This window comes from Methanobrevibacter sp. (assembly GCF_045541095.1).
Taxonomy (GTDB): domain Archaea; phylum Methanobacteriota; class Methanobacteria; order Methanobacteriales; family Methanobacteriaceae; genus Methanocatella.
In genome coordinates this window covers 1-21,248 of record NZ_JAZQIJ010000032.1, presented here as the reverse complement: position 1 = coordinate 21,248, position 21,248 = coordinate 1, and the positions used below count along the sequence as shown (strand labels likewise).

General features: G+C 35.8%; 23 protein-coding genes and 2 tRNA genes. 21 read left to right on the top strand and 4 right to left on the bottom strand.

Translation table 11 applies throughout. The annotated features are described in order from the left end of the window. Window position 1: 1 nt before the first annotated feature. On the top strand, window positions 2–1,030 hold the full coding sequence (locus ACKI2P_RS01510) for a hydantoinase/oxoprolinase family protein (RefSeq protein ID WP_407374483.1): 1,029 nt from the start codon (window positions 2–4) through the stop codon (window positions 1,028–1,030). Between the two features lie 7 nt (window positions 1,031–1,037). Here the strand turns inward: ACKI2P_RS01510 and ACKI2P_RS01505 are convergent, their stop codons facing one another. Further along, entirely contained in the window at window positions 1,038–1,604 is a 567-nt protein-coding gene (locus ACKI2P_RS01505; RefSeq protein WP_407374482.1) for a CDP-2,3-bis-(O-geranylgeranyl)-sn-glycerol synthase, read from the bottom strand. A 139-nt stretch (window positions 1,605–1,743) separates the two neighbouring features. On the opposite strand from ACKI2P_RS01505, the gene tes reads away from it, so the two are divergent. The 7 genes from tes (at window position 1,744) to ACKI2P_RS01470 (ending at window position 6,478) form a co-directional block, all read left to right on the top strand. Then, the gene (tes, locus tag ACKI2P_RS01500) at window positions 1,744–3,249 is read left to right on the top strand and encodes a tetraether lipid synthase Tes (protein WP_407374481.1); all 1,506 of its coding nucleotides are present in this window, start codon (window positions 1,744–1,746) and stop codon (window positions 3,247–3,249) included. A gap of 91 nt (window positions 3,250–3,340) precedes the next feature. After that, complete coding sequence (gene hacB / locus ACKI2P_RS01495) at window positions 3,341–3,826, top strand: homoaconitase small subunit (RefSeq protein WP_407374480.1); 486 nt, start codon at window positions 3,341–3,343, stop codon at window positions 3,824–3,826. 27 nt (window positions 3,827–3,853) lie between these two features. Beyond that, entirely contained in the window at window positions 3,854–4,486 is a 633-nt protein-coding gene (locus ACKI2P_RS01490) for an HVO_0476 family zinc finger protein (RefSeq protein WP_407374479.1), read from the top strand. Then, the gene (locus ACKI2P_RS01485) at window positions 4,483–5,757 is read left to right on the top strand and encodes a tRNA (N(6)-L-threonylcarbamoyladenosine(37)-C(2))-methylthiotransferase (RefSeq protein ID WP_407374478.1); all 1,275 of its coding nucleotides are present in this window, start codon (window positions 4,483–4,485) and stop codon (window positions 5,755–5,757) included. The genes ACKI2P_RS01490 and ACKI2P_RS01485 overlap by 4 nt, the downstream gene beginning before the upstream one ends. 204 nt (window positions 5,758–5,961) lie before the next feature. Further along, window positions 5,962–6,162 carry a histone family protein gene (locus ACKI2P_RS01480; protein WP_042691314.1) on the top strand — a complete coding sequence of 67 codons (201 nt, stop codon included), beginning with the start codon at window positions 5,962–5,964 and terminating at the stop codon, window positions 6,160–6,162. Window positions 6,163–6,330: 168 nt separating this feature from the next. Then, window positions 6,331–6,402, top strand: a tRNA-Val gene (locus ACKI2P_RS01475). A 3-nt stretch (window positions 6,403–6,405) separates the two neighbouring features. Further along, a tRNA-Phe gene (locus tag ACKI2P_RS01470) sits at window positions 6,406–6,478 on the top strand. Between the two features lie 105 nt (window positions 6,479–6,583). On the opposite strand, the gene deoC is transcribed toward ACKI2P_RS01470, so the two are convergent. After that, the gene (gene deoC / locus ACKI2P_RS01465) at window positions 6,584–7,321 is read right to left on the bottom strand and encodes a deoxyribose-phosphate aldolase (RefSeq protein WP_407374477.1); all 738 of its coding nucleotides are present in this window, start codon (window positions 7,319–7,321) and stop codon (window positions 6,584–6,586) included. 53 nt (window positions 7,322–7,374) lie between these two features. After that, the gene (locus ACKI2P_RS01460) at window positions 7,375–9,039 is read right to left on the bottom strand and encodes a tRNA uridine(34) 5-carboxymethylaminomethyl modification radical SAM/GNAT enzyme Elp3 (RefSeq protein ID WP_407374476.1); all 1,665 of its coding nucleotides are present in this window, start codon (window positions 9,037–9,039) and stop codon (window positions 7,375–7,377) included. Window positions 9,040–9,150: 111 nt separating this feature from the next. Here ACKI2P_RS01460 and ACKI2P_RS01455 point away from each other — a divergent pair, with 111 nt between their 5' ends. Continuing rightward, window positions 9,151–9,435 (top strand): PRC-barrel domain-containing protein, encoded by a 285-nt coding sequence (locus tag ACKI2P_RS01455; RefSeq protein ID WP_407374475.1) that lies wholly within the window; start codon window positions 9,151–9,153, stop codon window positions 9,433–9,435. A 20-nt stretch (window positions 9,436–9,455) separates the two neighbouring features. Beyond that, the gene (locus ACKI2P_RS01450; RefSeq protein WP_407374474.1) at window positions 9,456–9,755 is read left to right on the top strand and encodes a DUF2098 domain-containing protein; all 300 of its coding nucleotides are present in this window, start codon (window positions 9,456–9,458) and stop codon (window positions 9,753–9,755) included. 19 nt (window positions 9,756–9,774) lie between these two features. Here ACKI2P_RS01450 and ACKI2P_RS01445 read toward each other — a convergent pair whose 3' ends face one another. After that, window positions 9,775–11,853: a DEAD/DEAH box helicase gene (locus ACKI2P_RS01445; protein ID WP_407374473.1), complete on the bottom strand. Its 2,079-nt coding sequence runs from the start codon at window positions 11,851–11,853 to the stop codon at window positions 9,775–9,777. 170 nt (window positions 11,854–12,023) lie between these two features. Between ACKI2P_RS01445 and ACKI2P_RS01440 the strand changes: the two genes are divergently transcribed. The 11 genes from ACKI2P_RS01440 to asd all read left to right on the top strand — a co-directional run. After that, window positions 12,024–12,932 carry a cation diffusion facilitator family transporter gene (locus ACKI2P_RS01440; RefSeq protein WP_407374472.1) on the top strand — a complete coding sequence of 303 codons (909 nt, stop codon included), beginning with the start codon at window positions 12,024–12,026 and terminating at the stop codon, window positions 12,930–12,932. A 94-nt stretch (window positions 12,933–13,026) separates the two neighbouring features. After that, window positions 13,027–13,290: a thioredoxin family protein gene (locus ACKI2P_RS01435; protein WP_407374471.1), complete on the top strand. Its 264-nt coding sequence runs from the start codon at window positions 13,027–13,029 to the stop codon at window positions 13,288–13,290. Window positions 13,291–13,317: 27 nt separating this feature from the next. Further along, complete coding sequence (cbiD, locus tag ACKI2P_RS01430) at window positions 13,318–14,394, top strand: cobalt-precorrin-5B (C(1))-methyltransferase CbiD (protein ID WP_407374470.1); 1,077 nt, start codon at window positions 13,318–13,320, stop codon at window positions 14,392–14,394. A 27-nt stretch (window positions 14,395–14,421) separates the two neighbouring features. Then, window positions 14,422–15,504, top strand: a complete 1,083-nt coding sequence (locus ACKI2P_RS01425) for a glycosyltransferase family 4 protein (RefSeq protein WP_407374469.1) — start codon at window positions 14,422–14,424, stop codon at window positions 15,502–15,504. After that, a complete protein-coding gene (locus ACKI2P_RS01420; protein ID WP_407374468.1) occupies window positions 15,504–16,370 on the top strand; it encodes a shikimate kinase in 867 nt (288 codons plus the stop codon). The genes ACKI2P_RS01425 and ACKI2P_RS01420 overlap by 1 nt, the downstream gene beginning before the upstream one ends. 125 nt (window positions 16,371–16,495) lie before the next feature. After that, entirely contained in the window at window positions 16,496–16,822 is a 327-nt protein-coding gene (locus ACKI2P_RS01415) for a chorismate mutase (RefSeq protein ID WP_407374467.1), read from the top strand. 2 nt (window positions 16,823–16,824) lie between these two features. Next, the gene (locus ACKI2P_RS01410) at window positions 16,825–17,022 is read left to right on the top strand and encodes a 30S ribosomal protein S17e (RefSeq protein ID WP_287411096.1); all 198 of its coding nucleotides are present in this window, start codon (window positions 16,825–16,827) and stop codon (window positions 17,020–17,022) included. Between the two features lie 229 nt (window positions 17,023–17,251). Further along, window positions 17,252–18,472, top strand: coding sequence for an aspartate kinase (locus ACKI2P_RS01405; RefSeq protein ID WP_407374466.1), 1,221 nt, complete (start codon window positions 17,252–17,254; stop codon window positions 18,470–18,472). Further along, window positions 18,469–19,362, top strand: a complete 894-nt coding sequence (dapA, locus tag ACKI2P_RS01400) for a 4-hydroxy-tetrahydrodipicolinate synthase (protein ID WP_407374465.1) — start codon at window positions 18,469–18,471, stop codon at window positions 19,360–19,362. The genes ACKI2P_RS01405 and dapA overlap by 4 nt, the downstream gene beginning before the upstream one ends. 12 nt (window positions 19,363–19,374) lie before the next feature. Then, complete coding sequence (gene dapB, locus ACKI2P_RS01395) at window positions 19,375–20,196, top strand: 4-hydroxy-tetrahydrodipicolinate reductase (RefSeq protein WP_407374464.1); 822 nt, start codon at window positions 19,375–19,377, stop codon at window positions 20,194–20,196. A 9-nt stretch (window positions 20,197–20,205) separates the two neighbouring features. Continuing rightward, a partial coding sequence (asd, locus tag ACKI2P_RS01390; protein WP_407374463.1) for an aspartate-semialdehyde dehydrogenase occupies window positions 20,206–21,248 on the top strand: 1,043 nt, incomplete at its 3' end.

Below are 21,248 nucleotides of genomic sequence, written 5' to 3'. Positions count from 1 at the left end.
TATGAAAATAGCTGGTTTTGATATTGGAGGTGCAAATACTGATTTGGCAGTAATAGACTTTGAAAATAGTGAAATAAAAAATATCGAAGTCGATTTTGCATATCTTCCGATGTGGAGCAATAATGATGATTTATCATGCGTTCTTGTTGAACTGATTGAGAAAATATGTCCTTTAAGTGAAATTGATGCTGTGGGAATTTCAATGACTGCTGAACTAGTGGATGCTTATGACACCAAAAAGGATGGGGTCTTGGATGTGGTAAAAAAATGCGAAGAAACATTTTCATGCCCTGTCGCTTATGTTGGCATTGACGGAATGCTGTCCAAAGAGGAAATCGAAAAAGACCCTCTCAAAGCAGCAGCTGCAAATTGGATTGCTACTGCTCAAATTGCAACATTGATTTCTGATAATTGCATATTTATTGATACTGGAAGCACAACCACAGATATTATTCCAATTAAGGATGGAGTGGAATGTGCCATTGGTAAATCTGATTTTGACAGATCTGCAACAGGTGAATTGGTATACACCGGAACATTAAGGACAAATCTTGCAAGCTTTTTGGATAAAGTTGAATTGAATGGAAAGGAATATAGGGTTGCTTCAGAGTTATTCGCCCAGACTGCAGACATTTACACTGTTTTGGATTTGATAAGTGAAGAGGATTATGTATGTGATACTTTTGACGGTCAGTCAAAATCCAAAATCGACTGTGCTAAAAGAATAGCCCGTGTTGTATGTGCGGATTTGGAAATGTTGTCCATGGAGGAAATAGTTGACATGTCTGAATTTATCCATCAAAAGCAAATAGAGCAAATTGCTGATGGTTTAAAACAGGTTGTGGAAACTCAAAACCTTGATTTGATTGTTACAACAGGCCTTGGAAAAGATATTTTGGACAAACCTGCCGCAGAACTTTTAGGTCTTGAAGTAAAATCAATGGCAGACATTCTAACAGATGAAGAGTGTGTTGTGGCTCCTGCTGTTGGAACTTCTGTGATGATGGAAAAATATTTAAAAAAAGTTTAGTTTGGTATTAATACCAAACATCTTTTAATCCGAGCAGATAAGCGCCGGTATTTGCTATTAAGTGAATAATTAATGTAAGCGCAATAGCTATTACTACAAATATCCAATCGAATTTTACAACGAATGAAACGAGTATTAATGCCACTATTATAAAATCCAGTTGGTCCAATATTGGAGCAGGCTTTCCACGACCGATTCCGAGTCTTCTTTTTAAAAAACTGCCTATTGCATCACCTAACATTGCACCAAAACCTAACAGAAATCCGATTAATAGTCCATTATTTACATCAGTAACTATAGGGGTGATAAGGTCAGGTCCTATTGCTGCAATAACAGTTGGGGCAAGATATCCCTGTATGATTCCAGTTATCATTCCGATAATTGTCCCTGCAATTAATCCTCTCCATGTTACTCCATTTCCAATCCAGCGATTGCCTTTACTGTCACATTTTCTAAAATCGACTGGTGTGCCTCCACCAAATGCGAGGGCACCTCCATTTGAAAAGTATGCTGGCAGGATGAAATAAAGTGTTGTTATAAATGCTAGTCCTATTATCTGTAAATTTACTGTCATTAATTTTTCTCCAATATGGTTAATTATATTTTATCAAAACTAGTATATATTGATTAAGTTTAAATATGTAATTATTTTAAATATATAATATTATGCAAATGTCATTATTGACATATGTTTTTTGATTAAGGTGATTTGTTTGAAAATAAAAGAAACTAAAAGTTTATGCCCAGAATGCGGTAAACCTTTATCTGCAGAGGTTTATGATGAAGATGGAAAAGTTTTCATCAAAAAAACCTGTGATGAACATGGGGAATTTATCAATACTTACTGGAGTGATGACAAGTTATATGACCACGTTGAGAAATTCACACCTACAATAACTTCTATTGATAACCCATGTGTTCCAGATACTGGAGCTTGTCCAAGTAATTGTGGTTTATGCTCCAAACATGAGACTTCTACTGTTTTGGGTTTAATTGATGTAACTAATAGGTGTAATTTAAGATGCCCAGTCTGTTTTGCAAATGCAGCTGCAGCAGGATATAAATATGAACCTTCACAGGATGAAATTAGACAAATGCTTAGAAATTTAAGAAATCTCAAACCTCATCCATGTCCCGCAATTCAGTATGCTGGGGGAGAACCTACAGTAAGAAAAGATATTGTGGAACTTGTCAAAATGGCTAAGGAAGAAGGTTTCACTCATGTTCAGATAGCTACAAACGGTATCAGGTTGGCTAAAAGAGAAAACTTGGCAAAAGAATTAAAAGATGCTGGATTAAATACTGTATACCTTGCATTTGATGGTGTAACTCCTGAACCTTATATCAATAACAGAGGTAGAGATTTACTTCCGGATAAAATTCAGGCTATTGAAAACTGTAGAAAAGTGGGTTTAGGTGTTGTTCTTGTTCCTACTTTAGTTAAAGGAGTCAATGACCACCAAGTTGGTGAAATAATCAAGTTTGCATTTGACCACAATGAAAACATTTATGGTGTAAACTTCCAGCCAGTTTCATTTTCAGGAAGAACACCGTCCGACCATGTGGAAGAACAAAGGATTACAATTCCTGATTTTGTTAAAATCATTGAAGATGAAACTGATGGTCAGGTTCCAACCAGTGCTTTTTACCCACCGTCCTCAGTAGAACCTATTGCTGAGTTTATTTCACTTCTTGATGGTGAAGAATCATCTAAAGTTACTTTAAACTGCCACCAACATTGTGGAATTGCTACTTATGTATTTAGGGATAAAACAGAAGGTCCGGGTAAAGATAAACTGATTCCAATTACTGACTTTATTGATGTTGATGATTTGTTTGCAAAACTCAAGGAATATAATGTAACACTTAGGGAAGGTAAATTCGGATCACATAAAAGGGTTTTAGCAGGACTTACTAAAAACCTCACTAAAATGGTTCACAGAAGCAGAACCCCAGAAAATTTGGATATTGTTAAAATTTTATTAAATGTATTTGCTAAAAGGGATTATTCTGCACTTGGAGACTTTTCCAAAGATGCAATGCTTATCTCATGTATGCACTTCATGGATCCTTTCAACTTTGATGAGGACAGAGTTAAAAAATGTGTAATCCATTATGCAACTCCTGACGGAAGAATTATTCCGTTCTGTACAATGAACTCCATGTATCGTGAAAGTGTAGAACAGAAATTTGCCAAACCACTAAACTCAAAAGATTAAACAAATCAAATCACCTAATTTACTTTTGTATTTGGGATAAAATCCCGAATACTTCACTTTTTATCAATAAATTTCAATCATAGTGATATTAATGGATATAATAGAAGGAAAAACATGGACTTTCGGGGAGAATATAGATACTGATGTAATCATTCCTGGAAGATATCTAAGAACATTCAATCCTCAGGATTTAGCTGACCATGTTCTTGAAGGAGAAAGACCGGATTTCACAAAAAACGTTCAAAAAGGAGATATTATAGTCGCCGATGAAAACTTTGGCTGCGGTTCATCAAGGGAACAGGCACCTGTGGCAATCAAAACTGCAGGAGTTGATGCAATCATTGCCAAATCTTTTGCAAGAATCTTTTACAGAAATGCAATCAACATAGGCCTTCCAGTAATCGTATCTGACATCAAAGCAGAGGACGGAGATATAATCAGCATAGACTTGTCTAAAGGAACTTTAATAAACAAGACAAACGGTGAATCAACTACTTTTGAACCTTTCAAAGAGTTCATGTTGAATATTTTGGAAGACGGTGGATTAGTTAACCACTACTTGAATGAAAAAGAATGATTATTATAATTTTAAGAGGGAATTAAAATGGATTGTCCAGTTTGCGGAAGCGATGATGTGGAAATTTTAAACTCTAAACAGAAATCATCAAAGAAAAAAATAATGGAAGAGTATTTATTGAAATGTGAAGATTGCGGTCATGTGTTTAAGGACATTATTTCTTTAAAAAAACCTAGGCCTTACAGAATTATCATATCCGAGCAGGATAAATCTCATAAACTGACTATTGATTTGTCCCCAAGTGATGAACTAAAAAAAGGGGATGTTTTACTATCTGATTTGGGTCAGGTTGAAGTAACCAGCATTGAAGTTAAGGATAAAAGAGTAAACAAAGCCAAACTTGAAGATGTTGATACCATATGGGCTTCTTCAATCGAAATCCCTGCCCGTATAGGATTTTCTGTAGATTTGCATGGTGAAGTCGACTCTTATAAACTTGACCTGGAAAGGGATTTCAAGATTTCTCCGGGTGATGTTGTTAAAATCGATAATCATATTGTCAGGGTGCACGTAATAAAAACCCAGGAGAGAAAAATCACTTCCGGCTTTGCAAGAGCCAACGTAATCAAGAGGGTTTATTCAAAACCTGTCAAATTCAACAATTACGATTATGACCTGACCAAATACATTTTTAAAAAGCATTATAGTGAGAGCCCATGAAGACATATATTGAAACATACGGATGTACATTCAACAAGGCAGATGCACAAATCATTGCCGGTGTTTTAAATGAAAATGATATTGATATTGTGGATGATATCGAAGATGCCGATGTGATAATTTTAAATACCTGTTATGTTAAGTTACCTACCGAAAATAAGGTTGTCTATAAAATTCAGCAGCTCCAAAAGCAATATCCTGACAAAAAAATAATTGTCAGCGGATGTATGGTTGAAATCGATCCTGAAAAACTGGAAAAGATTGGCCCTAACTGTTCATGGATCGGACCGCATCAGTTAAACAAGTCTGCAGACGTTGTCAATGCCACCTACTGCGGGGAGGTTATTCGTGAAACTGGATTTTCCAAAGACAGCAAAGTTGGAGTTCCAAAATTATCAGATGGTAGTTTAATCCACATCATTCAAATTTGTGAAGGCTGTTTGGGAGCATGCACATTCTGCTGTACTCGTTTTGCTAGAGGACCTCTGAATAGTTATCCTATAGCAGATATTGTTGAAGAAGCAAGGAAAGCTATTGAAAATGGTGCATGTGAAATTCAACTCACTGCCCAGGATACCGCAGCATATGGAAAAGATAGTGGCGAAAAACTATCTGATTTAATCAAAGAAGTCGCTAATTTAAACGGAGATTTTCGTGTACGTGTAGGGATGATGCATCCTAAAAACATTTTAAATGATGTTGATGAAATAATCGATGCAATTAAACATCCTAATGTATATAATTTCATTCATTTACCTATACAGTCAGGCAGTGATAAAGTTTTATCCGAGATGAGGAGGGGTCATACTGTTGAACAATATGTGGAAATTGTAAACAGGTTCAAAAGTGAGATTCCGGACTTGACTCTGGCTACTGACATAATTGTTGGATATCCTACAGAAACTGATGATGATTTCCGCCAGACTGTTGAACTGCTTGAAAAAGTCGGTCCGAGTTTGATTCATCTGTCAAAATATCAGCACAGAAAAGGTGCAATTTCATCTTCACTTGAAGAAATTCCTCGTGACGTGATGAAGAAAAGATCAAAATTTTTATCTGAAATTAAATCAGAAATAACCGAAGATGAGAACTCTCATTTGGTGGGAACAACTCAAAATGTACTGGTTGTTGAAAAAGGTTCTAAAGGAGGATTTATTGCTAAAACTGATTCATATATTCCTGTAATTGTTGATGATGTTGATATAGGTTCTTTTGTTAGTGTAAAAATAACTGATGCAACGGCCACTTATCTCAAAAGCGAATTATTGTAGAGAAAATTTTTTATTTATTTATTTTCTTATTTTCATATTTTCACCTTATTTTTATCCTTGAATTTTATATAGTATGGATATTTTTATTTGATTTTCAAAAGCATATTGATACAATTACTATGTTAATATATAGGCGATTATAAGTCATTTTTACCGATACCTTTATATACTATTGGTTACTATCTTTTAATTGGAGGTGTAATAATGAGTGAATTACCAATCGCACCAGTCGGTCGTATCTTAAAAAATGCTGGCGCACAAAGAATTAGTGACGATGCAAAAATTGCATTAGCTGAAGCATTAGAAGAAAAAGGTGACGAAATCGCACAAAAAGCTGTTAATTTCGCACGCCACGCTGGTAGAAAAACTGTAAAAGCTGAAGATATCAAATTAGCAATCAAATAGATTTACTAATTGTTTATTTTCAATAAAAGCTTTTTAAATAAAATCTATTGGCCATTTTTCTTGGTCAATTTTTTTTATTTTTAAAATTTGTTATTTTTTGTGACTGCTTGTTCTATGATTTTAGTAAAGTTTATATATTACTTGTTCTAAATATTATAATGTTGTATAGGACCGGTGGTCTAGGGGTATGATTCCTCTTTGACGTGGAGGAGATCACGAGTTCGAATCTCGTTCGGTCCATATGCCATGTTAGTTCAGATGGGAGAACGCTAGACTGAAGATCTAGATGTCGCTGGTTCAAGTCCGGCACATGGCATTCCTTTTTACTAATTTTTTTAATATTTTTTTTTATGGACTTTAAAAATAGTGTTTTTGAATATTTTTTTTTAAAAATAGAAATTTGATTAAATGGATTTTCCATCTAATCTTTTTTGGTTAGGGTTATTGGTTTTGGGGTTACTTTGGTGTTTTCCCTCAGGTCTTTGTATCTGTTAACGATTTCATAACCGAAATCACTTCCAATTTTATCTGCTCCTGCGGTTAATATCTGGTTAGCAGTTTTATAGTCGTTAATGCCTCCATTGATTTCAATTTTGATTTTTGGAGCATGTTTCTGGAAGATGTTAATATCGTTTACATTTTCATAAATGTGGTTTGGTGATACAAATCCTGTTGCAGTTTTAACATAGTCTGCTCCGCAGTTTTCAGCTAATTTTGCGGCATTGGCCTTTTCATAGTCTTCCAAAGCTTTAGTTTCAATGTTTACTTTTAGTACTTTGTCCCCAATAGCTTCTTTTATTTTAGTTAATTCATTTTCAAGCAGTTCATATTTTTCATCTTTCAGATAGCTGAAATTCAAGACAACTTCGATTTCATCTACTCCTTTTTCAGCCAATGATGCTGCTGATGCAACTTTGCTTTCAGTATCTTCAAAACCTAAAGGAAATCCGACAACACTTCCTATTTTAATATCGGTTCCTTCAAGAATTTCCTTAGCCAGTTCAACATAGCTTGGAGAGATTACTACTGAGTTGAAATTCAATTCCTTTGCTTTTTCGAGAAATTCTCTCATTTCATTTTCAGTAATTATGTTGTTTAGATTAGTATAGTTAATGTAACTTGCTAATTCCTTTGAATTTTTAATATTGTAAATAACCATTTTACCACTCTCTTAATTAGTTAGTATTTATACGAACATATATTTAAATATTTTTATGCGATTCTCTTTTTCATATATGGGCCGACTTTTTCATATCCGAATTTGCGGTAGTAATTTCTTGATCCTATTCCGCTGATTATTGCAACCTCTTCGTATCCGTTATCGACTGACAGGTTCTCGGCCTCTTTAAGAAGTTTTTCACCGAATCCGGTATGTTGACCTATTGAAGGATTTTTACCGCCTATCTTAATCATATTTCCATAAACGTGAAGTTCACGGACAAGTGATGTTTTATCAGTAATTTCATCCCTGAAATGGTTTTTGGATGGGAAACGCAGCCTTAAAAATCCGGCTATGCTTTCTTCGTTAACGTCTTCAATGGACAGGAAGTTTTCAACCCCTTCACATGCACTATACTTTTCTGTAAATAATCTGAAATCATCAAGTTCATATTCCTGTGATGTCTTTTTGTGGCCGATTTCCCTGCATCTTATGCATTTGCAATTGATATGATTTTCTTCCAGTTTGTTGTAGACAAGCTCTCCCAAATTGGATTTTTTAACTCCTGCTTCAATTAAAGTTGCTGGGATGTCCCTTTGAATTCTCATCGTACGTACCCACTTAGGAAGGATTTCTTTTACCTTGGCAATCAGTTCAACGGCCTCTTCGTCAGTATATGGACTGTACTTTCCTTCAGCCCACAGATCATACAGTTCGCTGCCTTTTGTAACAAGACAAGGATAGATTTTAAGCATGTCTGGTTTGAAGTTGTCATCGCTGAAAAGCTGTTTGAACATTTTCAAGTCCTGTTTTTCGTTTGCAAATAATCCTGGCATCATATGCATTGCCACTTTTATTGCGGAGTCTCTTAAAAGCTGGTTAGCTTCTATTACATCGCTAATCTTATGTCCACGTTTAATCTTTTCATACAGTTCATCTGATAATGTCTGAACACCAAGTTCGACACGTGTCACTCCAAAATCAAGCATTCTGTTTATATGCTCCTTTTTACAGTAGTCGGGACGTGTTTCGAAGGTCATTCCGACACACCTTACCTTGGAACTTTCATTAGCCTTTTGAACATCATCAATAAGGACATAGTCATTTGGAGGATACGATTTCAGGATTCCATCTTCAAATGTTCTAATTTCCTCCAGATCAAGATTATATTCAAAATTATTTGGTTTGTTTTCCATTATCAATCCAAAATCAGTCATTGCCTTCAGGCATTGTGATGTGAACCATTCCTGATAGCACAAATCCCTTGATGGGAATGTTCCTCCCATTATGATCAGTTCGACCTTGTCTATTGGATGGCCAATCTGCTTAAGTTGTTTTAATCTGTTAAAGCATTGTATGTAAGGATGGAATTCATACATTCTGCCTCTAAGAGCAGCTGGTTCTTCACCGGTATAACTTGGTGGGGCGATATCACTTTCAGGACAATAGAAACATCTGCCGTGCGGACATTTGTGGGGATGGCACATCACAGCAACAATCGCTACTCCTGAACGTGTTCTTGTTGGTTTTTTCTTCAAGATTCCAGAAATCAATTCTTTTTCTTCCGGTTTTGCATATCTCAAAATATCTGCATTGCTCATGAACTTTGATAGCTTTAAGTCACGGCAAAGCTGTCTTTTTTCAACTTCAAGGTCACGTCGAGTAGATATCTTTCCATCCAATATATCCTCAATAATTATTCGACATGCTTTTTGCATTTTCTCACCATTAATTAAATAGTTAATTTTATATACATGAATAATTTAAATAGTTAATGATTTATATATTATAATATATACTATTAAAAAATATTAATTTTAGGTGATAAAATGAAAATTAGAGAATTTTTAGGTTCAACCGTATTAGACAAAAATGCATACGAAGTAGGTAAAGTAGATGACATTGATTTTGACCCTGAAACTGGTGCAATCGAAAAAATCACCTTAACTTTACAAAAAAACATTTTCTCTAAAGATGAAATTGAAATCTCCTTCGAAGATGTAGCAACCATCGGTGCATACGTTATTTTAAACAAAGAAATTCCAAAAGAAACCGAAGCAGAAGCAGAAACCGTCGAAGCTACCATCGAAGTTGAAGACGACGAAGAAGAATAAATTTTAAACAGGTAAATATTATGGCTTTCGATGCCAGAGACAACGAAATAACTCTTGACAGTCATGTCAGATATGTCGAAACCGGAACAATTGGAAAAGTCATTGACATTAAAACTGAAAATGAAATCGATTGGGTTAAAATCGACAAGACAGAGTTATGGTATCGTGCAAAATTAGTAGAATTGCTTGATGAAAAAGATTTGAAGAAAAAATCTTTTGATGATGGCGATGATGAAATAGATATTGAAGCATTAAAAGAAAAAGCATCAAAACTGGAAAACATGCAAATGGATTCCAGCGTTGCTGAAGGTGGGGGTTAAACCCACTCATTTTTTTCTTTTAATTTTCAACAAACAATCTTATTTTTTCAGCAAGTTTAGGTCCTATGCCGTCCAGTTGCTGCAGCTCTTTTTCTGTAACATTACTTAAATCATTTCCGAAAATTTGAACAACATTTCTAGCCCTTTTTCTGCCGAGTCTTTTAACACCAACCACCAGTGGAATGATGTCGTCCTTTACACCGTAGTACAGTCTTGCAGACAGCACATCAAAGTCTTTCAGGTTGGAATAGTTTCCCAATACTTCTGCGGTATTTTTTGCAAATCTCACAAGACGTGAAGCTTCATAGGCAGATCGTCTGGTTGAAGCTGAATAGACATTATATTTGTTTTCAATTTCATATTCGCTTCTTTCATTTACCCATTCAATCAGTGAAACTGTAGTTGCTTCCGGATTTCCGATATCGATTGCAAATAATCCTGCTTCGGATAATCTGTCACGAACGGGGTCTTTTGATTTTCTGCCTTTAAATGAAATCAGTGGAAGGTCAGGAGTTTCTGATAGTGCATATATGAATTCCTCTACATTAATCTCATCAATGCCTGAAATGTATTCCTTGATTTTAACTGCAGTTTCAACCGAATAGTTGGATTTGGCAATCAATGTTCCAAAATCTGTGGTTTTCAAACCTTCAGGTGTTGCCCTGATGATTCCGTTTTGAAGCAGAAATGAAAGCGCATTTTCAAGCTCGTATCTTAGACTGTCTTCTGCAAACAAGGCCATTGAGGGGTTGTTGCTCATCTGATGTCCGTACAATGTTTTTCCGAAAAAGTCAGTCAGATCCTCCAGATTTTTCGAAAGTGTTGATGCAATCTGAGCAATGATTTGTCTGTAGATGGCATCTTTGTTGTCAACAAGTTTTGAATTGGTCAATTCAATTTCTCCATTAACATAAAAGTCCTGAAGGTTCTGTGCTTCATCCATTGTCTTTGCAATGAGATATGAGTAACCCACATCATCGTATTGTGGTCTTCCTGCTCTTCCAGACATTTGCTCATAATCAAAAACAGGAATCGGCTGAGGGCCGTTGCTGGTCCAGCGTGTGTGGTCACGTATGACAACAGTCTTTGACGGTAAATTGACACCGTACATCAGACTTGGTGTGGCTGTAATCATCAGAATGTTGCCGTTTCTGAATTCATCTTCAATGATTTCTTTTTGTTCATTGAACAGGCCTGCATGGTGGAATGCAACTCCTTTTTCAGCTGCTTCGGCAAGTTTGAGGCATGTTGTGGTTGGAAGTGATCCTTTCCTTTTAGGCACATCCAGAAGTTTCTCTGCAACTTCCTTGAATCTTTTTCTTTGTTCCACATTGATTTTTTTGTTTATTTTGCCTGAAACGTATGTGGCCAGACTTTCTGTAAATCTTCTTGTTGATACAAATGCCAATGCTTGGGATTTATCTTTAATTGCCTTTTCAATCACTTTTACTATGACATCGTTTTTGTTTTTGGTATTGAACATTTCAGCGTCCAATACTTCTTTGTTCAACGGCACAGGGCGGTAGTCATGTTCAACGCATGTTCCTTCAAGCCAGCCTTCGATTTCCTCGATGTTTCTTAAGGTTGCAGAAAGGGCAATTATTCTCATTGAAGGATTTATTATTTTTGCTCTTGTTATTGCAGCTTCAAGTGTAGGACCTCTTGTATATTCTCCTATCATGTGGAATTCATCGATGATTAGGGTATCTACGTCACGCAGATTGTCCCAATTGAATCTGGTCAAAGCATCAAATGATTCAAAAACCATAACTGACAAATCAGCACTGCCTGGGTGTTTGCCCACTCGTATTCCATGTTCTTCAAAAGCCTTGAACTCCTTTACCTTTTCATTTTGAATTGATAAAAGGGGGGCGGCATAAACTGCTTTTCCACCATTTAATATGGTTTTAAGTGCAGGCAGCACTCCAAGAACTGTCTTTCCACTTGCAGTTGGAATGCAAATGATGTAATTTGATGAATCATCCAGGTATCCTGATTCTATAACTGCCTTCTGCGCAGGATTGAACTCTTTGATGTAAGGATATGCGCTATTAATAATTGCTTTAATATCATTTGGTAAATTTTCCATTTTAATCATTTAAATTTTATTTTTTTAATATATAATAAATATTGTTAGAGAGCATTTGATAACTAATTTATAACAGATTTTTCCCAAAATTAAATTTAATCTATGTTATTTCAGAAATTTTTAAATTTGTATAAAATTAAATATATTCATGTATAAGATTACTAAATATTTGTGATAATATGAATGATGAACTTAGGGAAAATGGAGGAAATAAGGCGATTGTTGTTGCGGTTGCAGCAAATATTTTTTTAACAGTTTTCAATTTACTTGTGGGTTTTGCAAGCGGAAGCAGTGCATTGATTTCTGAAGGAGCTCATACATTTACAGATATTGTCACAACTGTCGCAGCATACATTGGATTTAAACTTAGCCTTAAACCCGCAGATTCCGAACATCCTTTAGGTTATGGCCGTGCAGAAGCGATAAGCGGTTTATTTATAGTTCTCTTTTTGGTGATTATTGCATGGGAAATTCTTGAAAAGGGTTTTAAGCAGATTTATTTCCATCAGGCTCATCCGGTTACAGAATCGCTTGTTGTCGCAATGGCATTTATAGGCATTCTGGTTAATTTTGCCGTAAGTACATATTTGATTCGGATGGGAAAGAAAATTCAAAGTCCTGCAATTGTTGCTGATGGTCAGCACCAAAGAACTGACATTTTCTCATCAGTTGCAATTCTCGTTGGAGCGGTCATTACAAATATGGGCTATCCGATATTCGATCCAATCATTTCAATAGTGATTGGTGTTTTAATTCTCAAAACTGCTGTTAAATTGTTTATAGCGAATTTCAACTATATTATCGGTAAGGTCCCGTCACAGGATTTCATTTTAGAAATTAAAAATATCGCACTCAGTATACCTCAGGTGCATAATCCTCATGACATTAAGGTTGATTATATGGGAAACTACGCAGTGGTTTCATTGCATGTTGAACTTGATGAGAACCTGATTTTAAGGGAGTCTCATAGAATAGCCCATGAAGTTCAGGACAAAATCCTTCTGGAAAAGCCCGAAGTCCGTTATGTCATAGTCCATACATGTCCGTTGAATTCGAAATATAATCATGAACAGAGGATGAAATCCTGATTAACTAATAATCAATTTTGGTTATAAAGTAACAGTTATATATGATTAAACAATAAAGATATTGACATAATAATTTATTATAGGTGACATTAATATGGCAATTAAAGTAGAAGTATTTTCAACAAACTCATGTCCACATTGCCCTGCAGCAATTGACGCAGCTCAAAGAGCTAAAGACAAATTAGGCGACAGTATTGATGTAGAAGTTCTCAAAATCGATGAAAGTGATGAAAATAGGCAAAAAGCTATTAACTATCAAATTATGGCAGTTCCTACTGTTGTCATCGACGGTGAAGTAACTTTCGTTGGCGCACCAAGTGATGATGAACTTATGGATAAACTCGAATCTTTATTATAGATTCTCTCTTTTTTTATTATTTTTAACATGACTGATGATAATTATACTGGAGTTACAACAGGAACCATTGCAACAGCATGTTCTCTAGCTGCTTTGGATGCAATTGTTGACTCTCCGGATATTGTTTGTGTAAAAGTCGATACTCCTAAAAAGACATTGGATATAATAATCGATGATTGTAAGAAATTATCTCCTTTTAAAGGCCAGGCCAGCGCCCATAAAAATCCCTACAATGATCCTGACGTAACAGTTAATCTTGAAATCTTTTCAACAGTAGAACTGATGGACAGGACTGATGAGGAATCAAACGTTTTAATTACAGGTGGGATAGGAGTTGGCAAAATCACAAAACCTGGATTGCAGATTCCTGTTGGTGAATATGCCATCAATCCGGTTCCAAGACAGATGATTGTAAAAAATTTGCAGGATAAGATTCCCGACGGCAAAGTTGCAAAGGTTACCATTTCCATTCCGGATGGGGTCGAGATTGCCAAAAAAACTATGAATCCCAAATTGGGAATTGTCGGAGGAATATCAGTTTTGGGAACAACCGGAATTGCAAGGTCAATGTCCAGTGATGCATATAAAAATTCCATCGTCACCCAGATAGACGTTGCAATTGCATCAGATATTGATGATTTGGTTTTTGTTCCGGGAAACATAGGCGAGAAACTGGCTCTCAAGAATCTCGACATTACCAAGGAGCAGATTGTCCAAACAGGAAATTATGTCGGATTCATGTTTGAAGAAGCTGAAAAAAGAGGAATAACTCATTTCACGTTCTTTGGGCATATGGGCAAATTGATTAAGGTTGCTGGAGGCATATTCAATACCAAACATGCAATTGCGGATGGAAGACGTGAGATAATGGTGACTCATGCAGCATTATGCGGTGCTGACAGGCAGGACTTGCAGAGACTGTATGATTCCAAAACAACTGATGACATGATGGATATTTTAAATGAACTTGGCATTTCAGTTGACGTTTCAAACAGTATTGCAGATGCGATTCATGAAAGATGTCTGCAGCGTTTTGATTTGGATTTAAATGTAATTCTGGTTGATATGGAAGGTAATTATTTAAACAATAACTTTAAAAAATAATATTATAATTTGTGGAGATTACTTTTTATGAAAATAGCGATGGTTGGTCAGTTTCCACCGCATTTCGGTGGTGTGGGGGTTCATATACATACTTTATCAAAAGAGCTTGTCAGGCAGGGTCATGAAGTTTATGTAATCACTTATCCTCATAAAGACATTCAAGATATTGATGGAATCCATGTTATAGGCACCAAAGGTCTTAACATTCCTGGAGTTCGAGGTTTAATGTTTAAGAAGAATGCCAAAAAGGCATTGGAAAAGCTAGTTGAACAGGAAGATATTGACATAATACATGGCCATTACCTCTTTCCTGCAGGTGCTGCTGCAGTTGAAGTCGGAAATGAGCATGGTATAAAGACTTATGTCACCGCACATGGTTCTGACATGTTTGAACTGTATAAAAAACAGGCATATATACGTTCCACAGTCAGAAACGTATTGAAAAAGGCAGACCATGTTTTTGCAGTGAGCAACGCTTTAAGGCATGAAATAATTGCTACAGGCGTTAGGGGCATATCTGAAAAAACAAGCCTCTGCTGGAATTCCGTTGATATTGACAAATTTTCTGCTGATGGCGATGATTCTTTTAAAATAGAAAACAATTTGACAGACAAGCCAATCGTTCTTTTTGTCGGAAATCTTATCAAAAGGAAAAATGTAGATTCTTTACTTGAAGCAAAAAAAATATCCAACAGCGATTATTATTTGGTCATTGTAGGTGATGGGCCACTGTTTAAAAAGCTCAAAAAGAAAGTTGAGGATGAAAACATCAGGGATGTGATTTTCACAGGTTCAAGAAGGGATGTTGAGAAAATCATACCTAGCTGTGATTTGCTGGTTCTGCCTTCATTTTCAGAAAGTTTCGGTCTTGTACTGATTGAGGCATTAGCATGTGGAAAACCAATTATCGGAAGTAATGTCGGTGGAATTACAGAAATAATTACAAGTGATGTTGGATTTTTGGTTAATCCGAATAAAGTATCTTCCATTGCTGATAAGATAGATAAGGTCATCAATGATGATGAGCTAAGGATGAACTTGTCTCAAAATGCAAGGGACAGAGCAATGAAGTTTTCCAAAGTCAATATTCCCTATGATGAGGTCAAATAATGAAAAAAACAGTAAGATCACCAGGTTCAGCAACAATTATCAATGCCATAGCAACTGGTTTCGGTTCTGCATTTGGCATTGGGCTTGACATTAAGTGTGTTGCTAAAACTACAGAAAATTCTATTAAATGTTCCAATGATGTCGGAGCGGACAACAGTCTGATGGAACTTTGTGTCGAAAGAGTATTCAATCACTACAATATCAATAAAGATGAATTGGGTATTGATTTAAAAACCGAATCCAGTTTGCCGATGGCGTCAGGTCTTTCAAGCAGTAGTGCTTCATCCAATGCAATTGTAAAAGTTGTTTCTTCAATAGTTAGCGAAGAATTTGATCTAAATCCTCTTGATGATTTACAAATCATTAATATGGCTATTGATGCATCACTTGAGGCGGGCGTTACAATAACAGGTTCATTTGACGATGCAACTGCATCATATTTTGGAGGGGTTGTCTTAACCAATAATAGGGAACGTGAATTCATTATCAAGGAAAGGATGGATGAATATCCTATCCTGGTTTACATGCCTAATTTTTATTCAAAGTCTGGAGATTCCAATCCTGAACGTATGAAACTTTTGGCTCCATTGGTGGAAACTGCTTTTGGATTTGCAAAACAAAAGGATTATTTCAAGGCGCTTAATCTAAACGGTTTGATTTATTCGGCCACTTTAGGATTTGATTCTTCAATAGCTATTGACGCTCTGGAGGCAGGTGCGATTGCATCAGGATTGTCTGGAACTGGATCTTCTTTTGTGGCTGTTGTAAGTGAAAATTCAATAGATGATGTAAAGGATGCATGGAGCAAGTTTGAAGGCAGGGTCATTGAAACCAAGGTTGACAATGACGGATGCATGCTATTGTGAAAATTGATTTTCAAAATATAAATTTCACAATTTTATTTTTCAATTATTAAAATTTAGCATATAGTTTATATACTAGGATTATTATAAATTATATTATTATCATTATTATCAATTTGGTGATTTTTTTGGAAGAAGTCTATGAAATAAAACGTTTTAATAATAAACAGGAAGCCGAAGAACTTCTGAAAAAATCAAGAAAATGCATTGATGAAATTGATAATGAATTATTTGCATTGATTTCTAAAAGAACATCCTTTGCAAAAGATATTGCTCTTTCAAAGGATTATCTTGGAAAACCTATTTTTGATGAAAGTAGGGAAAAGGAAATCCATGAGAAAATTGATGCTTATTGTGAAAAATTTGGTCTTGATGTTGATATCATCAACCAGATTGTTGACATGCTGACTATTTTAAATAAAAATGAACAGGAAAAAATTTTAAGGGAGGAATGATTATGGGAAATATTAGAACTTCATTTGTTAAACGTTTAGCAAAAGAACTTATCGAAACTCATAAAGGAGTTTTCACTACTGATTTTGAAGAAAACAAAAAATTAGTACAAGAATACTCTACCGTAAGTACTAAACATTTAAGAAATAAAATCGCAGGATATGTTACAAGGCTTGTAAGGTTAGAACAAACCCAAGACTAAGCTTTTTTCATATTTTTTTTACATCTTTTTTTCTAACTTTTTATTTTGTTTTAAAAATTTTTGTAATTTGTCTATTTTTTCAATATTTAACTTTTCAAAATCCGTAAATTTTCCAAAATAATTTTGATTAAAAGTTTATTAATATGGTTAGATATAAATATATATTAATATTTTTGTTGTTCAAAAATATGGTTAAAACTTTATTAGTTTTTTGAAATAGGTGAATTTAATGGATTTAATAGTAGCAAAATTTGGTGGAACCTCGGTAGGAAACGGTTCCAGAATAAAAAAAGCGGCGCAGTCCGTAGTAAATGAGTATATGAAAGGCAATCGGGTAGTAGTTGTAGTTTCTGCAGTTAACAAGACAACCGATGATTTAATTGGATTATCCAACGAAGCAATCGGCGATGGATTGACTGACAAGCAGAAGGCAGAAATCATGGCTATGGGTGAACTTACCAGTGCTAGAGTATTCTCAGCAACTATTGAGTCTTTAGGTGTAAAATCTGAATTCATTGATCCTTATAATGAATTATGGCCAATTATTACTGATTCCAATTCTCTTGAAGCAAAAATTGATTTTGGTACAACCAACAAAAAGATTGTGGGAATTGAAAACCTTATAAATCAGGGAATCATTCCGGTAATTTGTGGATTTTTAGGAAAAGGTCCTAGCGGTGAAATCACCACTCTCGGAAGGGGTGGAAGTGACATTTCAGCATTCTTAATTGGTCATTGTTTAAATGCAAATGAAGTAGTCATCGTCACAGATGTGGAAGGTGTAATGTCCACAGATCCTAATAAAATCGAAGAGGCTGAGTTGTTAGAGGAGATTTCAGTCGAAGAAATGAGGGATTTGGCTACTCACGGAGCACAAGTTTTACATCCTCATGCATTAAAATATAAAGATCCATTAATAAGTGCTAAGATTATTAATTTTGATTACGGAGATTTAAGCGCTAAAGGAACCCGTATCACCGGACCTTTTGAAGGCGACATTTTAAAATCCGTAACGTTATACAAGGACCCTATTTCACTTATTGTTCTTGTCGGAGAGGCAATGCTTAGAAAAGTTGGACTTTTGGCCGATATCACAGGAAGCCTTGCTGAAAACCAAATCAATATATTTGGAATTTCAGCCGGTCAGAATTCAATCACCACTTTTGTAAACAAGAAGGACTCCGAACAGGCATATCATGTTTTACATAATTTGGTTGTTGATAATGATATTTTAAGTTCTTTATCTCTTGGAAGGGATACTGCGATGATTACTTTAGTAAGTCCTGACATTATTGAAACCCCAGGTATTATTTCAGGAATTACAGAACCGTTAAGAAAAAATAACATAAATATTATAGAAATTACATCATCTCAAACAGCAGTTGTACTGTTTGTTGATTGGCAAGATGGTGAAAAAGCTTGTAAATTAGTAAATGAGGTTTTAGGATGAGATTTGAAGGAACATATGTTGCAATGGTAACTCCTTTTGATGAAAATAAAAACATTGATGAAGAAGGATTTAGATCAAACATCAACTATTTAATTGACCAAGGTGTGGATGGTTTGGTTGGTGCGGGAACCACTGGTGAGTCCGCCACATTGAATCATGAAGAACACCAAAGGGTTATTGAAATTCTGGTTGATGAAGTGGATGGAAGAGTTGAAACTATCGCAGGTACTGGAAGTAATGCAACTTCCGAAGCTTTGTCACTGACAAAGTTCTCTGCAGATGCAGGTGCAGATGCAGCACTTTTAATCACTCCTTATTACAACAAACCTCAACAGCATGCATTGATAGACCATTATGGTACAATTGCCGAAGCTTGTGACATTCCACTTATTGCTTATAACGTACCGTCACGTACCGGAACCGACATTGCTGTTGAAACCATTGTTGAATTGGCCAAAATCGATGGTATTGACGCTGTGAAAGAGGCCAGCGGTAGTGTGGATAAAGTTTCAGACATATATAGGGCATTAACCCTTGAAGGATTGGAAGATGACTTCAACATACTCTCTGGAGAAGACTCCCTGACCTTGCCGATTATGGCAGTTGGAGGAACTGGTGTAATCAGTGCATCCGCAAACATTGACGGTAGAAGAATGGCTCTGATGGTTAACAGCATATTGAATGACGATTATACAAGAGCCGTTGAGCTTCACTATGAAATGCTTGATATTATTAGGGCATTGTTCATTGAAAGTAACCCTGTTCCGGTTAAAACCGCAATGAACTTAATGGGTCTTCCGGCAGGTCCTTTCAGACAACCGTTATGCGAAATGAAAGAAGAAAACTTGGAAATTCTTAAAAAAGCATTAAAAGATTCTGATTTAATTTAAGTAGGTATTATTATGATTAAGGTAGCAGTGACTGGAGCTGCAGGAAGAATGGGCTCCGGCATTATTAGAAAAATCACACAACAGGATGATATGGAAGTAGTTGCAGCTATTGAAATGCCTAACACTCCTCTTGCTGGCCGTGATGCTGGTGTTCAAGCTGGAATTGAAGAGTTAGGTGTTGAAATTGTTGGATCTGAAAAACTGGAAGAAGCTTTAAAAGAATCTGGAGCAGATGTACTGGTTGATTTTACCATTGCTCCTGCAGCTGCAAATGCTATTAAGGTAGCTACTTCCTGTGGTGTAGGTGTTGTTGTTGGAACAACCGGTTTCACTGATGAACAGATGCAGGAAAACATCAAAAACGTAAAAGACAACAATGTTCCGGCAGTTATTTCATCAAATATGGCTATTGGAGTAAATGTTTTCTTCAACACTCTAAAGAAACTGGCTCCTCTTTTATATGATTATGATATTGAAATTATAGAAGCACATCACAACCAGAAAAAGGATGCTCCGTCAGGAACTGCTATGACTGCATTTGAAGTCATCGCTAAGGAATTGGACAGGGATACTGAAGAGGTTGGTGTTTTCGGAAGAAAAGGTTTAGTCGGTAAAAGAACTCCTGAAGAGATAGGTGTTCATGCAATACGTGGTGGTGACATCGTAGGTGACCACACAGTAATGTTTGTCGGCGATGGTGAAAGATTGGAAGTTAAACATCAGGCTCATACAAGAGAAGTATTCATTGCTGGAGTTATAAGAGCTATAAGATACATTCCTGAAGCTGAAAAAGGTGTTGTCAGCAGTATGAATGATGTTTTGGGATTAGAATAGGTGAGTTAAATGGTAAACGTTGGTGTACTTGGTGCAACTGGGATGGTTGGACAAAGATTTATTCAGTTACTAGCAAATCATCCTGATTTTGAAATTACAGCTTTGGCGGCGTCTTCTCGTTCCGCCGGTAAAAAATATGAAGATGCAACTACCTGGTATTTGGATAATGAAATGCCTGATGTGGTTAAAGATATCGTAGTGTGTGAAACTTCTCCTGAAGCTATGGATAATGATGTAGATATTGTATTTTCATCTCTTCCTACCGAATTTGCAGCTAAAGTTGAGAAAGACTTCGCAAAAGATTATGTTGTTGCAAGTAATGCTAGTGCACACAGGATGAAAAAAAATATTCCTTTAGTAATTCCGGAAGTCAATCCTGAGTGCTTAGACATGATTGATGCGCAACAGAAGGAAAATGACTGGGATGGTTTTATTGTAACCAATCCAAACTGTTCCACTATTGCTTTAGCATTAACATTAAAACCTGTTGTTGATAATTTCGGTGTAAATTCTGTTAGAGTATCAACCATGCAGGCTGTGTCCGGTGCAGGTTATAATGGTGTTCCTTCAATGGCTATTGTCGATAATCTCGTTCCTTTCATTGGTGGTGAAGAAGAAAAAATGGAATCAGAATCACTCTATTTGTTGGGTACTTTTGATGGTAGCGATGTAATTCCGGCTGATTTCAAATTGAGTGCTTCATGTCATAGGGTGCCTGTTATTGATGGTCACACTGAGGCAGTATTTATTGAGTTGGACGATGAGTTTGACATTGCTGATGTTGCTGATAAAATGGCAAACTTTAAAGCATTGCCACAAGAACTAAATTTATTCTCCGCTCCTGAAAATCCTGTAATTGTTAAAGAAGAGGAAAACAGACCACAACCTAGAATGGACAGAAATGCAAGTAATGGTATGGCTGTTACTGTTGGAAGGTTAAGAAAAGACCAAGCCTTCGATAATAGTTTCAAATATGTTCTTGTAGGTCATAATACTGTTCGTGGAGCTGCAGGAGCATCAATATTGAATGCTGAATTAATAAACGATAAAAT

What these genes read in the sequence shown, in the direction of transcription:
- ACKI2P_RS01510 (WP_407374483.1), top strand. Translation starts at nt 2, where the DNA reads ATGAAAATAGCTGGTTTTGATATTGGAGGTGCAAATACTGATTTGGCA.
- ACKI2P_RS01505 (WP_407374482.1), bottom strand. Translation starts at nt 1,604, where the DNA reads ATGACAGTAAATTTACAGATAATAGGACTAGCATTTATAACAACACTT.
- hacB (WP_407374480.1), top strand. Translation starts at nt 3,341, where the DNA reads ATGGATATAATAGAAGGAAAAACATGGACTTTCGGGGAGAATATAGAT.
- ACKI2P_RS01490 (WP_407374479.1), top strand. Translation starts at nt 3,854, where the DNA reads ATGGATTGTCCAGTTTGCGGAAGCGATGATGTGGAAATTTTAAACTCT.
- ACKI2P_RS01485 (WP_407374478.1), top strand. Translation starts at nt 4,483, where the DNA reads ATGAAGACATATATTGAAACATACGGATGTACATTCAACAAGGCAGAT.
- ACKI2P_RS01480 (WP_042691314.1), top strand. Translation starts at nt 5,962, where the DNA reads ATGAGTGAATTACCAATCGCACCAGTCGGTCGTATCTTAAAAAATGCT.
- deoC (WP_407374477.1), bottom strand. Translation starts at nt 7,321, where the DNA reads ATGGTTATTTACAATATTAAAAATTCAAAGGAATTAGCAAGTTACATT.
- ACKI2P_RS01460 (WP_407374476.1), bottom strand. Translation starts at nt 9,039, where the DNA reads ATGCAAAAAGCATGTCGAATAATTATTGAGGATATATTGGATGGAAAG.
- ACKI2P_RS01455 (WP_407374475.1), top strand. Translation starts at nt 9,151, where the DNA reads ATGAAAATTAGAGAATTTTTAGGTTCAACCGTATTAGACAAAAATGCA.
- ACKI2P_RS01450 (WP_407374474.1), top strand. Translation starts at nt 9,456, where the DNA reads ATGGCTTTCGATGCCAGAGACAACGAAATAACTCTTGACAGTCATGTC.
- ACKI2P_RS01445 (WP_407374473.1), bottom strand. Translation starts at nt 11,853, where the DNA reads ATGATTAAAATGGAAAATTTACCAAATGATATTAAAGCAATTATTAAT.
- ACKI2P_RS01440 (WP_407374472.1), top strand. Translation starts at nt 12,024, where the DNA reads ATGAATGATGAACTTAGGGAAAATGGAGGAAATAAGGCGATTGTTGTT.
- ACKI2P_RS01435 (WP_407374471.1), top strand. Translation starts at nt 13,027, where the DNA reads ATGGCAATTAAAGTAGAAGTATTTTCAACAAACTCATGTCCACATTGC.
- cbiD (WP_407374470.1), top strand. Translation starts at nt 13,318, where the DNA reads ATGACTGATGATAATTATACTGGAGTTACAACAGGAACCATTGCAACA.
- ACKI2P_RS01425 (WP_407374469.1), top strand. Translation starts at nt 14,422, where the DNA reads ATGAAAATAGCGATGGTTGGTCAGTTTCCACCGCATTTCGGTGGTGTG.
- ACKI2P_RS01420 (WP_407374468.1), top strand. Translation starts at nt 15,504, where the DNA reads ATGAAAAAAACAGTAAGATCACCAGGTTCAGCAACAATTATCAATGCC.
- ACKI2P_RS01410 (WP_287411096.1), top strand. Translation starts at nt 16,825, where the DNA reads ATGGGAAATATTAGAACTTCATTTGTTAAACGTTTAGCAAAAGAACTT.
- ACKI2P_RS01405 (WP_407374466.1), top strand. Translation starts at nt 17,252, where the DNA reads ATGGATTTAATAGTAGCAAAATTTGGTGGAACCTCGGTAGGAAACGGT.
- dapA (WP_407374465.1), top strand. Translation starts at nt 18,469, where the DNA reads ATGAGATTTGAAGGAACATATGTTGCAATGGTAACTCCTTTTGATGAA.
- dapB (WP_407374464.1), top strand. Translation starts at nt 19,375, where the DNA reads ATGATTAAGGTAGCAGTGACTGGAGCTGCAGGAAGAATGGGCTCCGGC.